At 65.3% G+C, this 14,239-nt stretch carries 16 protein-coding genes; 11 read left to right on the top strand and 5 right to left on the bottom strand.

Features of this window, described 5'->3' with window-relative positions:
• Window positions 1-8 precede the first annotated feature (8 nt).
• Complete coding sequence (locus AB1451_14025; protein MEW6684012.1) at window positions 9-803, top strand: peptidylprolyl isomerase; 795 nt, start codon at window positions 9-11, stop codon at window positions 801-803.
• A gap of 9 nt (window positions 804-812) precedes the next feature.
• Here AB1451_14025 and AB1451_14030 read toward each other — a convergent pair whose 3' ends face one another.
• The 3 genes from AB1451_14030 to AB1451_14040 form a co-directional block, all read right to left on the bottom strand.
• A complete protein-coding gene (locus AB1451_14030) occupies window positions 813-1,124 on the bottom strand; it encodes a zf-TFIIB domain-containing protein (GenBank protein MEW6684013.1) in 312 nt (103 codons plus the stop codon).
• A gap of 64 nt (window positions 1,125-1,188) precedes the next feature.
• Window positions 1,189-2,175: a histone deacetylase gene (locus tag AB1451_14035; GenBank protein ID MEW6684014.1), complete on the bottom strand. Its 987-nt coding sequence runs from the start codon at window positions 2,173-2,175 to the stop codon at window positions 1,189-1,191.
• Between the two features lie 47 nt (window positions 2,176-2,222).
• The gene (locus tag AB1451_14040; GenBank protein ID MEW6684015.1) at window positions 2,223-2,819 is read right to left on the bottom strand and encodes an HAD family phosphatase; all 597 of its coding nucleotides are present in this window, start codon (window positions 2,817-2,819) and stop codon (window positions 2,223-2,225) included.
• On the opposite strand from AB1451_14040, the gene AB1451_14045 reads away from it, so the two are divergent.
• Window positions 2,764-3,675, top strand: coding sequence for an alpha/beta fold hydrolase (locus AB1451_14045; protein MEW6684016.1), 912 nt, complete (start codon window positions 2,764-2,766; stop codon window positions 3,673-3,675). The two genes, AB1451_14040 and AB1451_14045, sit on opposite strands and share 56 nt — an antisense overlap.
• 146 nt (window positions 3,676-3,821) lie before the next feature.
• Here the strand turns inward: AB1451_14045 and add are convergent, their stop codons facing one another.
• Complete coding sequence (gene add / locus AB1451_14050) at window positions 3,822-4,847, bottom strand: adenosine deaminase (GenBank protein ID MEW6684017.1); 1,026 nt, start codon at window positions 4,845-4,847, stop codon at window positions 3,822-3,824.
• Between the two features lie 51 nt (window positions 4,848-4,898).
• On the opposite strand from add, the gene AB1451_14055 reads away from it, so the two are divergent.
• Genes AB1451_14055 through AB1451_14065 form a run of 3 tightly spaced genes read left to right on the top strand, consistent with a single transcriptional unit; the run spans window position 4,899 to window position 7,173 of the window.
• Window positions 4,899-5,822 carry an NAD(P)-dependent oxidoreductase gene (locus AB1451_14055; GenBank protein MEW6684018.1) on the top strand — a complete coding sequence of 308 codons (924 nt, stop codon included), beginning with the start codon at window positions 4,899-4,901 and terminating at the stop codon, window positions 5,820-5,822.
• An 8-nt stretch (window positions 5,823-5,830) separates the two neighbouring features.
• On the top strand, window positions 5,831-6,175 hold the full coding sequence (locus tag AB1451_14060) for a cupin domain-containing protein (GenBank protein MEW6684019.1): 345 nt from the start codon (window positions 5,831-5,833) through the stop codon (window positions 6,173-6,175).
• Complete coding sequence (locus tag AB1451_14065; protein MEW6684020.1) at window positions 6,172-7,173, top strand: endonuclease/exonuclease/phosphatase family protein; 1,002 nt, start codon at window positions 6,172-6,174, stop codon at window positions 7,171-7,173. The genes AB1451_14060 and AB1451_14065 overlap by 4 nt, the downstream gene beginning before the upstream one ends.
• 168 nt (window positions 7,174-7,341) lie before the next feature.
• Here the strand turns inward: AB1451_14065 and AB1451_14070 are convergent, their stop codons facing one another.
• On the bottom strand, window positions 7,342-8,001 hold the full coding sequence (locus AB1451_14070) for an HAD-IA family hydrolase (GenBank protein MEW6684021.1): 660 nt from the start codon (window positions 7,999-8,001) through the stop codon (window positions 7,342-7,344).
• Window positions 8,002-8,098: 97 nt separating this feature from the next.
• On the opposite strand from AB1451_14070, the gene AB1451_14075 reads away from it, so the two are divergent.
• The 6 genes from AB1451_14075 to AB1451_14100 form a co-directional block, all read left to right on the top strand.
• The gene (locus tag AB1451_14075) at window positions 8,099-8,782 is read left to right on the top strand and encodes a class I SAM-dependent methyltransferase (GenBank protein ID MEW6684022.1); all 684 of its coding nucleotides are present in this window, start codon (window positions 8,099-8,101) and stop codon (window positions 8,780-8,782) included.
• 4 nt (window positions 8,783-8,786) lie between these two features.
• Window positions 8,787-9,686, top strand: a complete 900-nt coding sequence (dat, locus tag AB1451_14080; protein ID MEW6684023.1) for a D-amino-acid transaminase — start codon at window positions 8,787-8,789, stop codon at window positions 9,684-9,686.
• A 144-nt stretch (window positions 9,687-9,830) separates the two neighbouring features.
• Window positions 9,831-10,307 (top strand): ribosome maturation factor RimP, encoded by a 477-nt coding sequence (gene rimP / locus AB1451_14085; protein ID MEW6684024.1) that lies wholly within the window; start codon window positions 9,831-9,833, stop codon window positions 10,305-10,307.
• 119 nt (window positions 10,308-10,426) lie between these two features.
• Window positions 10,427-11,641, top strand: a complete 1,215-nt coding sequence (gene nusA / locus AB1451_14090) for a transcription termination factor NusA (GenBank protein MEW6684025.1) — start codon at window positions 10,427-10,429, stop codon at window positions 11,639-11,641.
• 37 nt (window positions 11,642-11,678) lie between these two features.
• Complete coding sequence (gene infB, locus AB1451_14095) at window positions 11,679-14,087, top strand: translation initiation factor IF-2 (protein MEW6684026.1); 2,409 nt, start codon at window positions 11,679-11,681, stop codon at window positions 14,085-14,087.
• A gap of 67 nt (window positions 14,088-14,154) precedes the next feature.
• Window positions 14,155-14,239: DUF503 family protein (locus AB1451_14100; GenBank protein ID MEW6684027.1), on the top strand; the 85-nt coding region annotated here is incomplete at its 3' end.

Consider the following 14,239-nt stretch of genomic DNA (forward strand, 5'->3'; position numbering starts at 1 on the left):
GAAATCAGATGTGGCGTAAACAAGCGTTTCTCGGGGTCGCAGTACTTGGAGTGGGGATCGCGTCGGCGTGGGCTGGTGACGAGGTGGCGACGGTGAACGGCCAACCCATCAGCAAGGCCGCGTTCGAGGAAGCGTTGGCCGGGATTCCGCCCCAGATGCAGAGTCAGATGACCACGCAGGAGGGGCGGGAGGCGTTACTGGACGACCTCGTCACCCAGGAAGTGCTGATGCAGGAAGGTCGCCGGGTGGGGGTCGAGAAAGATGCCGCGGTGAAGAGCCGGCTGGAAGACGCACGCCGGCAGATCCTGGTCCAATCCGTCCTTCAAAAGATCGTGGAAACCGACGTGACCGACGAGAAGGTCAAAGCCTACTACGACTCCCACAAGGAGGAGTTTCGACAGGTTCGCGCGAGCCATATTCTGGTCGAGACCGAGCAACAGGCCAAAGACGTGAAGAAACGCGCGGTCGGGAGCCCCGACTTTGCCGCGCTGGCCAAGGAAGTGTCGACCGATCCGTCGGCACAGGAGAACGGCGGTGACTTGGGATTCTTTCGCAAAGATCAGATGGTCAAACCGTTCGCCGACAAGGCGTTTGCCATGAAAGTCGATGAAATCAGCGACCCGGTGAAGACGGAGTTCGGCTACCACATCATCAAGGTCGCTGAAATCAAGGACCCGGAGCCGTTGGACGCGCTGGATCCGCAATCGCTGAACGGGATCAAGCGCAGCGTATTGAACAAACGCGTGGAAGAACTCAAGGGGCGCGCCAAGATCGTCACCCACAAGGAACGGCTCCTGCCGTAGCGCCCGCGGTTATTTGAACAACGACTTCAGCCCGCCGAGAAACCCTCTCTGCTCCTTCGCATCGAGCAGCAGTTCGAGTTCCCCGCGGTCAAAATAAATCCCTCCGCACTGACCACATTGATCCACCTTGATGCCCTGGCGCTCGATCTCCGTCATGTCCGCGCCGCACTTGGGGCACTTCATCCAGTGCGGGTGAACCTGCTGTTGTTGGGCCTTGCGTTTCGCGTCGAGTTCCCGCCGCCGTTTTTCGATGAGTTCTCTGTTCTGTTTGTAGAAATACTCTTCTTCCTTGTTGTAGCCCTTCTCCTGCAGGTCTGACATCACGTGATCTCCTCTCTGGATTCGTTCAGAAGTCCCGATGTGTCGGTTTCATCCGTTCTTGTCGTCACGCGGCGAACCCGGCGAGGCACCGGACGTGCGCGTCCACCGAATCAGCCAACGCCGTCAGGTTATACCCTCCCTCCAGGCAGGAGACGATCCTTCCCCGCGCGGTCGTCGACGCCCAGTCCTTCACCGATTCGGTCATGGCGCGGTAGCCCGTTTCCGTGACGTTCATCATCGCCAAGGGGTCGTCCCGATGGGCGTCAAATCCTGCCGAGATGAGCACAAAGTCCGGGGAAAATTCGCGTACCGCGGGCTGAACTCGCAGCTCGAACGCGCTGAGATACTCGTCGTCTCCGCGTCCGGCGGCCATCGGCACATTCAGGGTGTAGCCCTCGCCCGGGCCGGCTCCGACTTCTTCCGCGCCGCCCGTCCCGGGATACCAGGGATATTGATGAAGGCTGACGTAGAGTACGCTGGGATCGTCGTAGAACGCCGCCTGGGTTCCATTCCCGTGATGCACGTCCCAGTCCAAAATCAGCACGCGCGCGAGGCCGTACCGTTGCTGCGCGTACCGCGCGCCGACCGCCACGTTGTTGAAGAGACAGAACCCCATGGCGCGGCTGGGTTCGGCGTGGTGTCCCGGCGGCCGCACCGCGCAGAACGCATTGGCCACGCGACCCTTCATGACGGCATCGATCGCAGCGAGTGTGCCGCCCACGGCTTGCAGCGCCGCGCGGTACGAGCCCGGCGACATGGGGGTGTCGGCATCCAAATACACATACCCTTGATCGGGGGCGTCGGACTGGATCCGGTCGACGTGTCGCGCCGTGTGGACGGTCTCCAGCCATTTCCGATCCACCAGCGGAGCCGGTAGACGAGTGATCCGTTTCTGAAGGTCCGACTCGTTCAGACGACGCGTGATCGCCTCCAGACGCCGGGGCGATTCGGGATGCGTCGGCCCGGTGTCGTGGGCGAGAAATCCGGGGTCGGTGACCAGTCCCGTGGGCAGCACGGCCGTACTATATCGGGCCGCGCGAGGTTGTTGCAACCGCTGGGCCTTCTCGCTCGCGGAACGAGCCTTGCTGCAAAGAGCGGTTACAGGCAGCCCAACGCCGTCAAACGCTGTTCGCATTGCGCGGTGTTTTCGAACTGAATCGTGCGGATTCCGAATCGAGCTGCGGCTTCCAGATTGACCACCGTGTCGTCGACAAAGATTGTGTCCGCCCCGTCGAGTCCGTGCTTCTCCAACAAATAGGCGTAGATCGCGGGTTCCGGTTTGATCAGGTGGATGCGACACGAAATCACGACCCCGTCGAACACGTCCCAGAAGGGATAGGCCCGTTCCAGGTGCTCGATCGAAGCGACCTGCATGTTCGAGAGGCAATACAAGCGGTGTCCGGCGGCCTTCAACCGATACATCAAATCCACGGTCTCGGGAATGGGCACCAGCGCGTGTGGGACGCCTGTGAGGAAGCCCGCGACGTCCTGGATCGGCAGTCCGGTTCGTTCCGCCGCGCGGACGATTGCGTCATGTTGAGACAGGACGCCGCGGTCCAGCGCGAGCCAGTCGGGATGATCGATGACTTCGGTGCGCACCGCGGTCCGCACCGCCGGGTCAGCGAACGCGCCGGCGATGATGACATCGGGTTCCCACCGGACCACCACTCGACCGAGATCAAAGACGATATTCATGGCGCCTCCAGGCTGGACATGGCCCCGGTATATGCCGGTTCTGCCGCGGAGTCAAGCTTTTCTCTTGATTGCACGCCCCAGGCTCCCACGGTATGATGCGGTCATGGCCCGGCTTACGGTGGGGTCGGGCGGCGACTACGTGGACTACACGCTGGCCTGCCCCCCGTCCTGTGAGAATCCAGATACGGTCGTCATCTACGTCCACGGTTTTGCCTCGCACCAGCGCGGGGAGAAAGCACTGTACTTCGGCGAGCGGTTTGTCGCGCGCGGGGACGCGTACCTCGCCTTCGACCTGCGAGGACACGGCGCATCCAGCGGGTCGATGGTCGATCTGACCGTCACCCGCGCACTGGCGGACGTGGAGGCGATCCTGGCGTGGGCGCAGCCGCGGTTCGCCCGACTCGTGGTGATCGGGTCGTCGCTGGGCGGGCAGCTCGCGGCGTGGGCCGCGGCGCGCGATCCCAAGCGGGTGACGGCCAATCTGCTGATCGCCCCCGCGTTTTCCTTTTACGAGAACCGCGTGCGCGATCTGGGAGCCGAGGGGATGGCGCGGTTGCGGGCCGAGGGGTACGCCATCGTGCGCAACGAATGGGTGACCACTCCCATAGGCCGGTATCTGGTCAGTGACGCCGAAGGCTACGGGCTCGACCGCCTGCTGGCCGCGTACCGAACGCCCACGTTGATTCTTCACGGCACGGAGGATGCCACGGTGCCGCTGACCGGCAGTGTGGAATTTGCCACGCGATCGTCCGCAAGGCCGCTGGAGCTCATGGCCATCGCGGGGGGCGATCATCGCCTGACCGATCATAAGGCGACGCTGTTCCATTATATGGTTGGATTTCTGGAGCAGCTATGACCCTCGGACTTGCCGCGAAAGCGGAGCCCGTTTAGGAGCGCGCCAGATGCAAGGCGCCGCGAGCACCGGAGCGCAGCGTACTGGGTGCGTACGTGAGCACCGGATGCGCAGCGGCAACGCCGCAGATGGCCGGTCCTGGACGGGCTCTAGACCGCGGCGGGTGACGCGGGACGCACGTCCCGCAAGAACGAGTGGGCGCGCGCCCGGTCGTGGATGTCGGCGATCTCGATGAGCGAGAGCTTCTCGGCGAGTCTGACGTTCTCCGCGGTTTGGTGGGTCCGCGACACGGTGGTGTTGTCGGTGCAGACCGCCACCGGCACTCCGGCCTCGAGAAACGTATAAATCGGGTGCGGCCGGCCGTTCTTGACCGCGCCGGTGTGGTAGTTGGACGTGAGGCAACACTCCACCAGCACCCGGTCGGCAGCCAGGCGCTTGATCAGCGCGGGGTCCTGCACCGCCGAGCAGCCGTGACCAATCCGCGTCACGCCCAGCACGTCCAGCGCTTGCCAGATACATTCCGGGCCTTCGTCTTCCCCCGCGTGCACGGTGAGCCCGAGTCCGCCTTTGCGGGCGATGTCGTACGCGTCGCGGAAGAGCCGCGGAGGGTTGCCGCGCTCCGCGCCGGCGAGGTCGAAGCCCACCACGCCGGTGCGAGTATGCAAGTGCTGGGCTTCGCTGATCGCCTGCCGAGCCAGGATCTTGGCGATGTGGGGGCCCTGCTGGCGCATGGCGATGATGATCAGGCCGGTCCGAACGCCGTAGCGGTCTTCCGCGTGGTTGAGGCCCGATAACACGGCGCTGGTGGCCTGGCGCAGGGTCAGCCCCGCGTATGTGTGGATCACGGGCGAGTAGCGCAACTCCAGCGCCGTCACGCCGTGGCCAGCGGCCTCGCCGACAATGGCCTCGACGACGCGGGTGATGTTGTCGTAAAACTGAGTGATCCAGGCCGGGTAGTGGAACTTGTCCAGGTAGCGAATCAACGTGCCTTCTTCCTCGGACTGGAGGGTGAGCAACCGTTCCATGTCCGCGATGGTCTCGACCGGGGACAACCCGTGCTTGGTCATCAGCTCCCAGGTGAGCTCGACCGGTATCGACCCGTCCACGTGCTGGTGGAGCTCGGTTTTCGGGATTTGGCGGACGGCGTTGGTGAAGTCGGTGGCGGGATCGGTCACGGTGAACGAAATTATAACAAATCACGGTTGCGGGACGAGAAAGACCTCGCTATGCTGAACCACGTCACCGAGGCTTCGGACATGCGGACGATCGCGTTTTTGGGACTGGGCATCATGGGGAGCCGAATGGCCGCGCGGCTGTTGGCGGCCGGCTGGGGCGTGCGTGTGTGGAACCGCACGCCGGCCCGCGTCCAGGTCCTGGAGCAGAAGGGAGCGGTGGTGACCCGGTCTCCGTCGGAGGCGGCTTCCGGCGCCGACGTCGCCATCACCATGCTGGGTGATCCCGCGTCCGTGCGGGACGTGGCGCTGGGCGCTGGCGGGCTGATCGAGGCGCTCGCGCCGGGCTCGATCTATATCGACATGACGACGGTCGATCCAGCCACGTCAAGAGGGTTGGACTGCGCCTGCCGAGCCCGCGGCGTGGCGTTTGTGGACGCGCCGGTAACCGGCAGCAAACTGGCCGCGGAAAAGGGCGAATTGGTCCTGATGGTGGGCGGCGCCGCGGACGTCGTGGCCCGGCTGGCGGCGGTCTTCGCGCCGATGGCCAAGCACGTGGTGCACGTGGGACCGGTGGGCTCGGGGGCGATGATGAAACTCGTGAACAATCTGGCTATCGCCGGTTCCATGGCGGCCCTCTTCGAGGCGTTGACCTTGGGGCGCCGCGCAGGGTTGGCCGACGAGAAGATGCTCGATGTGCTGACCAACAGCGCGTTGGCGTCGCCGCTCCTCACGCTCAAGGGCGAGGCGGTTCGGCGCCGTGATTTCGAACCCCACTTTTCATTCAAACACATGGCCAAGGACATCCGATTGGCGCGCGCCGAAGCGACGGAACGGAATGCCCCGCACGCCGTCGGCGATGTCCTGGACATGCTCTTTTCGGCCGGGCTCGACCAGGGCCTGGGGGAAGAAGATTTTGCGGCGCTGGTGAAGGTGGTGGAAGGTCCGGCCGCGCAGCCGGGGTCGCGGGCCCAATGAGTGACCCAATGGCTGAACGGCTGTTGCACGAGACGCTGGCCGACGGCGTACAGATCCTGCGCTGGCCCCACCGTCACGCGTTGCCGGAGCGCGAGGTGCTGGCGTTCTTCGAGGCGCGCGGCGTGCCGGCGACTCGGTGGACCAACGCGCCGGGCAGCGTCTACCAGGTGCACCACCACCCCTATCGCAAGACGCTCTTCTGCATCGCTGGGACGATCACGTTTTCCCTTCCCGATTCGGACGTGAACGTGCCGCTCGCGCCCGGCGATCGCCTGATCCTTCCGGCCGGCACGCGCCACGGCGCGACCGTCGGCCCGGACGGGGTGACCTGTATCGAGGGAGCCGGGGCGTGACGCGTCTCGCGACCAAGATGGGGCCTGCGGGTTGGGCCGTGGCGGCGTTGGCGCTCGCAGCGATCGGTCTCCCCCTGATCGGGCGCCTGGCGTGGTTGGCGGAACTCAGTTCGCATTTCGTGGCCCAGTACGCGGCGGCCGCGGCGATCCTCGCGCTCGGACTGGCATTGAAGAATCGACCGTGGTTGGCCGCAGTGGCCCTGGCGATTTGTCTGGTGCAACTGGCTCGTCTGGCCCCGCTCTGGACGCACCCCGATCCGCCGACGCTGGCAATCGCGCCGGAGCGGCTCACGATCACGCAGCTCAACGTCAACATCCGTCATCAGGATCCGCGCCGCGTGGTCGAGTGGGTCATCGCGGAGGATCCCGACATCGCGGTGCTGATCGAGGTGAACCGGGCCTGGTCCGCATCGTTGACCGCGTTGCGGGAGCGGTACCCCCATATGTTGGTCGGTATGCCTCCCGACGGGTCGGGTATCGCCGTGTTCGCGAAGGGCCCCAAACCCTCTTTGCGGTTGGAGCCGTTGGTCGACGCCTGGTGTCCGGCCATTGTGTTGGATTTCCCCGAGGCGCCCGGGCCGTCGCCCCTGGCGCTCATTGCCACCCATCTGAGGAGTCCGATGACGCCGCGCGACGCGGTGGCTCGGAATCGGCAGCTCAGGGCATTGGTCCAGCGCGTCGCGGCCGAACCCGCGCTCCAGAAAATCGTGGTGGGTGATCTCAACATCACGCGCTGGTCGCCGCTCTTCGCCCAACTCACCACGATCGCGGGCGTGCGGGACGGGCAGGAGGGGTTCGGTCTGGGCGGGAGTTGGCCCAGTCCCTTCGGGAGATGGCTGGGTATTCCGATCGATCAGACGCTCGTGTCTGCGGGCATCCGCGTGGTTCGCCGAAGCGTGGGACCCAACCTGGGATCGGATCACCTGCCGGTGACGACGACCATTGAGTTTTCGCAGGGGATGGGCGCGCGCGCCGACGACCGCGACTTCTCCGGGTGAGGCTGTTCATAAGGGGCCGTCTGCGGCGTTGCCGCTGCGCGTCCGCTGCTCACGTACGACCCAGTACGCTGCGCTGCGGGCGCTCGCGGCGCCTTGCATCCGGCCCGCTTCTGAACAGCCTCCGCAGTGCGGACGAAGTTCGTCCACGCTGCGGTATAACCAGTTGCGTCAGTCCGGGAGCAGGCGGGGCAGGTGCGATCCCAGGTCGGGGAGGCGAGGGACCACGAGGTCGGCGCCGGCCTCGGTCAACTCGTCGGCTTCATGGGCGCCCCAACCCACGCCGATCGCGCGGATCCCGGCCGCGCGGGCCATTTCCACGTCGAAGGTGGTGTCGCCCACCATCACGGCGCGATCGGCTGAGAGCCCCAACTCGTCCAGGATCTGCAACAGCATCTCGGGGTGAGGTTTGGGACGGCACACGTCCCCGGTTCTGATCGTCGCGAAATAGTCGCCCAATTGGTGTTCGGCGATGACCCGTAACGCGCCGGCGCGGCTCTTGCCCGTGGCCATCGCCATCCATCGGCCCTCGCGGCGCACCGCGTCGAGAAAGTCCCGAACGCCGGCGAAGAGCGGATCGCGGCCCGCTGCCTCGACCGCGTATCGAGCGCGGTACGCGTGGATGATACGGGGTTTGACCGCCTCGGGGCAGTCGGGAAGCAAACGCCCCAGCGCGTCGTCGAGCGACAACCCGATCACCCTTGCGACGCGGTCGGTGCTCAGCGGCGCGTACCCAAAGCTGGCAATGGTTTCGTTGAACACCACCGCGATATGCGCGGCGCTGTCGACGAGCGTGCCGTCGCAGTCGAGAATGACGAGGCTCGGTGTCATAGGGTCCGCGACCGAGTATAACGCACCGATCTGTCCGTGGGGAGGCCGCGTGTCAACGGCTTGATTCGAGTCGCACGCGAGAGTAGACTACCGCGCAGTGAGCGGGCAATCGACAGGCATCTACCGCGCGCAGCGAGCGTATTTCTCGCACGCGTATGAGACCGGCCGGCACGGATGGCCGACCGTCGGCGTCTCGCCGATGGTGGCGCGATTTCTGCGGTCGGTGAAGGGGCGCGGCGGCCGCGCGCTCGACATCGGGTGCGGCGAAGGCCGCCACAGCGCGGCCTTCGCACAGTCGGGTTTTCTCACCGTGGGGGTGGATCTCGAGCCGAAGGCCTTGGCGCGGGCCCGCGCCGCCCTCAACGGCGCGGCCGACGGGCCGACGTTCCTTCAGGCCAACGTGTTTGCGCTTCCGTTTTCCGCAGGTACGTTCGACGTCGTGGTGGACTACGGCTGCCTGCACCACATACGTCGGCCGGACACGCGGCGATACCTGGATCAGGTCGTGCCGCTGCTCAAACCCGGGGGGTATTACCTCCTGTCCTGTTTCTCCACCAAGTTCAAACATCACGCCGGAGAGCGTCGAACCCGTGACTGGTTGGTGCACGCGGGTCACTACGACCGCTTTTTCCGTCGGGCGGACTTCCCGGCGATCTTCGGCCGGTGGTTCGACCTCTTGGAGCTGACCGAAGATCGGGACGGGTTGTACGTGTTCCATAACGTGCTGATGCGCAAGCGCGCGACCTCACGCGGCAGCCGGCCGGGTCGGGGGAGCGCCTGAATTTATGCCCGCGATCGCGTGCGTGAACGGACGGTTCCTCCCCATCTCGCGGGCTACGGTGTCGGTCGAGGATCGCGGGTTTCAGTTCGGGGACGGGGTCTACGAAGTCGTGCGCAGCTATGGCGGGACGCTCTTCCGGCTCGACGAGCATCTCGACCGGCTGGTTCAGAGCGCGCGCGCCATTCGGTTGCCGATGCGCTACTCGCTGGCTCAGTGGCGGCGCCTGATCGTTCGCGCGCACCGGATGAGCCGCTTCCCCGACGCCAAAGTGTATCTGCAACTGACTCGCGGACCCGCGCCGCGCGAACACGGTTTTCCCACGACCGTGCGGCCCACGGCCGTGATCACGGTCCGCAAACTGGAGCCGCTGAACCCCGCGCTGCGACGCGACGGCGTGAGTGTGATCACGGTTCCGGATCTGCGCTGGGGGCGGTGCGACGTCAAATCGTTGAACCTGCTGGCGAACGTCCTGGCGCGGGAAGACGCGCGGGCGGCGAAAGTGTTCGAGGCGATTCTGGTCCGGGAGGGTTCCGTGACCGAAGGGGCCATCAGTAACGTGTTCGCGGTGATCCGGGGGACCGTGACCACCTCGCCGACCGATCCGTCGATCCTGCCCGGGATCACGCGTGCGGCCACGCTCGATCTCGTGCGGGCCGACGGGCTTCCGCTCGTCGAGCGGACGTTCTCGCTGGACGAACTGCGCGCGGCCGAGGAAGTGTTTTTGACCGGGACCACGATCGAGATCGTCCCGGTGGTGTCGGTCAACGGAGAGAAAATCGGGACGGGCGAGCCCGGTCCGGTGACCCGGCGCCTCGCCGGACGGTTTGCCGCCATGGTGGAGGCCGAATGCGGCGCGCGCGACGTGTCGCCTCCCGCGACGCGTCGACGGAAGCGCTCGAGGTGAGGGCGTGTTCGCTTGCAGCCCACGAATTCAGTGTGGTATAGTCTGCCAGCTTTGGCATCCGACGGGTCCCACGCCCACGGCGTGGCGGAGCGAAGTGGGCAGTGGTTGGCCCACTTTTTTTGTTTCAGGACCAGACGGGATCGGATGAAGGCGATGGTGCAGGGCGAGGTTGAAGCGCGCGTCGCACGGGTGGCGGAGCCGATTGCGTCGGGAATGGGGTTGAGTCTGATCAAGGTGCGCTACCAAGGGACCAGAACCCACGGCGCGTTACGGTTGACCATCGACAAGCCGGGCGGGGTCACGCTGGACGACTGCACCCGGTTGAGCCGGGCGGTGGGGCACGCGTTGGATGTGGAGGGACCGATCGATCATCGGTACGCTCTGGAGGTGTCGTCGCCGGGGCTGGATCGGCCGTTGGAGGATCGCCGCGACTTTGAACAAGCCGTGGGGCGACTGGTCCGCGTCAAGACCTCGCCGTCCTGGGAGGGCCCCAGACTGCTGATCGGGCGTCTGCGGGGACAAGACGCCGCGGGCGTCAGGCTCGAAGAGGGGGAGGGAAACCGGGAGTGGAACGTACCGTGGGAAGCGATCGCCCACGCCCGGTTGGAAGTCGAGTGGTGAACGGCTGCGTTCAGCAAGCTCGGCGGGAGGAAGCCGAGAATCAACAGCATCTCGCAGCCTCGGCGCTGGAAACCGCGCCTACGTTGCGCTACGCAAGCGCGGTTGGGAAGGGGTAGTCCATGAATCGTGAATTGTTGTCGGTCATCGGGCAGATTGAACGGGAGAAGGGGATCAAGGGGGAGAAGATTCTCCAGGCGGTGGAACTCGCCGTGCAGACCGCCGCGCGCAAGCGCTACGGGGCGGGAGAGAACATCCAGGTCCGGCTCGACCCGGAGACCGGGGAAATCGAAGTCGTGTCGCTCAAGAAGATCGTGGAGACGGTCAGCAACCCCAAGGCCGAAATCGCGCTGGAAGACGCGCTGGAAATCGATCCCGGAGCGGAGTTGGGCGACGAGATCGGGGACCTCATGCCGATGGAGGATTTCGGGCGGATCGCGGCGCAGACGGCGAAGCAGGTGATCTTTCAGCGGGTGCGCGAAGCCGAGTTGGAGACGGTGTACAAGGAATACTCGGTGCGTCAGGGCGAGATCATCAGCGGAATGATCCTGGGCCAGGAGCGACGCAACTATATCGTGGACCTGGGCAAGACCGAGGCGCTGCTGCCTGTCAGCGAGCAGATTCCCCGCGAGGGCTTTCGGCGGGGCGACCGACTGCGCGCCTATTTGTTGGAGGTGAAACCCTCCTCGCGGGGCCCGCAGTTGATTCTCTCGCGGGCCTGTCCCGAGTTCGTCAAGAAACTGTTCGAGCTCGAAGTGCCCGAGGTGGCCGAGGGAATCGTCCAGATCCGCGGGGTGGTGCGCGAACCCGGCGATCGGACCAAGATCTGCGTGTCGTCGCGCGATAAGGCGGTCGATCCGGTCGGCGCCTGCGTCGGCGTCAAAGGCGTTCGCGTTCAGGCGGTGGTCCGCGAGTTGCGCGGCGAAAAGATCGACATCATCACCTGGACCGAAGACCCGCGAACCTTCATCGGCGAAGCGCTGAGTCCCGCGGTGGTGGAGAAGGTCGGGATCACCGAGTCCGAGAAATCCGCCATCGCCGTGGTCGCCGACCACCAGTTGTCGCTGGCGATCGGCAAGAAGGGGCAAAACGTCCGGCTGGCGGCGAAATTGACCGGCTGGAAGATCGATATCATCAGTCAGAGCGAATACGAAAAGGAGCGCATCAAGGAGCGCGACAAAGAGATCAGCGCGGCGATCGCCCACGAGCAGGCGTTGCAGGACGAACAGCAGGCGCGGTTGGCCGCGGCGGCTTCTCCGTCGGGCGAGACCGAGTCCACAACGACTCCGGCCGAGGGTGAGCAGGCCCAGAGTCCCGATGCCGGATCTGGGTCGTGACAGGAGACGTGGTGAGTCGGATCAGAAGGATTAGGCGATGAGAGTCTTTGAACTGGCGAAACAACTGGAGAAGACCAGTAAAGAACTCTTGGCGGACCTCGCCAAACAAGGCGTCGCGCTCAAGAACCACATGAGCGTGATCGACGACGACGTGGTCGAGACCCTGCTGAAGAAACACGGTCCCAAGAAGGAGGCGGCGAGCACCGCGCCGAAACGCGGGCACGTCTTGATCAAGAAGCGTCCGCAGCCGGAAGTCGCGGCGCCGGAAGTCGCGATGGAATCGCCGGCTGCGCCGGTACAGGAGGCCGCGCCGCTACCGTCCACGCCCGTGCGCCCCGGGCCGGAGGTGTTCCGTCCCCACGCTCCGGTGGTGGTTCCCCAGCCGCAGCCGGAGCCTGTCAGGCCCGCGGCCGCGGCGCCGACCGCTCCCGTCTCCCCGCCTCGTGGCCCCGTGACGGGCGATGTGGGGGTCAAAGAGCGAGAGAAGGAACGGGAACGACTCAAGAAACTCAAAAAGGGGGTCAAGCGGGACAAGGGCGAGGATACCGCCGCGGTCCCTCTCCAGCAGGACGCGCTGGTGTGGCAGGACTTCAAACCCCTGCACCGCCGGGATGAACGCCTGCGCGCGCAGTTGCGTCGGGCGCACCAAGGGACCACCAACCTCGAGCCCACCAAGCCCCGGAAAAAGACGGTCAAACTGCACGCCGGCCTTACCGTGAAAGATCTCGCCGATCTCTTGGGCGTAAAAGCCGCCCAGGTCCTCGGTCAGCTCATGGCGATGGGTACGGTCGCCACGATCAATCAAACCGTTGATCTCGAGGCCGCGGTACTGGTCGCGGAACACTTCGGCGTGAAGGCCGAGGGCGTGGCGGAGCGAACCGAGGAGGATCTCATCGAGACCGTCCCGGACGAGCCCGCGATGCGAGTCCCCCGGCCGCCGGTGGTGACGATCATGGGCCATGTGGACCACGGCAAGACGTCGTTGCTCGACGCCATCCGGTCCACCAAAGTGACCGAGGAGGAGGCGGGCGGGATCACGCAGCACATCGGGGCTTATACGGTCTCGGTCCACGGCAAGTCCGTCACGTTCCTCGACACGCCGGGACACGAAGCCTTTACCAGCTTACGGGCCCGGGGTGCGAAGGTGACCGACCTGGTGGTGCTGGTGGTCGCGGCGGACGATGGCGTGATGCCCCAAACTGTGGAGGCGGTCAACCACGCCAAAGCCGGCGAGGTGCCGATCATCGTGGCCGTCAACAAGATCGACAAGCCCGACGCCCAGCCGGATCGGGTGAAGAATCAGCTGAATGAACATGGGCTGATACCCGAGGCGTGGGGAGGCACGACGATTTTCGTCGAGGTGTCGGCCAAGAAAAAAACGGGGTTGGACGCCTTGTTGGAAATGATCCTGTTACAGGCGGATGTGCTGGAGTTGCGAGCCAACCCCAACAAGCCTGCGGTGGGGACCATCATCGAAGCGCGTCTGGACAAGGGACGCGGGCCGGTCGCCACGGTTCTGGTTCAGGACGGCACCCTGCGGATCGGCGACCTGTTCGTCACGGGCGTGCAGTCCGGGAAAGTCCGGGCCTTGCTCGATGATATGGGCCGCCGCACGGATAAGGCCGGCCCGTCGACGCCGGTGGAGCTGATCGGGCTCGAGGGCATGCCGCTGGCGGGCGATCTCTTCCAGGTGGTAAAGGACGACCGCACGGCCAAGGAGATCGTGGCTGCCCGCGTCGAGAAAGCCCGAGCGAGCGGCCAGGTCGGGGCTGCGGCTCCGCGGAAGATGACGCTCGAAGATCTCTACGGCAAAACCGCCGAGGACGGAGCGAAGGAACTGCTCATCGTGCTCAAGGCCGACGTGCAGGGCTCCCTGGAAGCGCTCAAACATTCGTTGGAGAAGCTGTCGACGGATCAAGTCCGTCTGCGCGTCCTGCACACCGCGATCGGGGGGATCACCGAGAGCGATGTCCTGCTTGCGGCGGCCTCCAACGCGGTGGTGATCGGGTTCAACGTGCGGCCCGAGAGCAAGGCGCAAGCCGTGGCCGAACGCGAGCACGTGGACATCCGCACCTACCGGATCATCTACGAGGCGGTGGACGACGTCCGCGCGGCGATGGAAGGACTGCTTGCGCCCACCCTCAAAGAGCAGTCATTGGGGCGTGCCGAGGTCCGCCAGGTGTTCATGATCCCGCGCGTCGGTGCGGTGGCGGGCTCGTACGTGACGCAGGGCGTCATTACCCGCGCAAGTTCCGGCGTCCGCGTGGTGCGCGACGGCGTGGTGGTGTACCAGGGGAAACTGGGGTCGCTCCGGCGCTTCAAAGACGACGTGCGTGAAGTGCAGTCCGGGTATGAGTGCGGCATCGGCGTCGAGAACTTCAACGACCTGAAGGTCGGCGACATCATCGAGGCGTTCTCGATGGAGAAGATCGCGGCGAAACTCTGACCCCCCCACCCATCCCTCCCCCTCACGGGGGGAGGGTAAGGGAGGGGGTGGCCCCGCTCGGATGGGAATGATCATTGGAGTCTGTCGGATCGAGCTTCATTTGCCGGACCGGCACTCGTTAAAGGAGAAGCGACAGGTGGTCAAGAGCTTGA

It is taken from the genome of Nitrospirota bacterium (genome assembly GCA_040757335.1).
Classification (GTDB): domain Bacteria; phylum Nitrospirota; class Nitrospiria; order 2-01-FULL-66-17; family 2-01-FULL-66-17; genus JBFLXB01.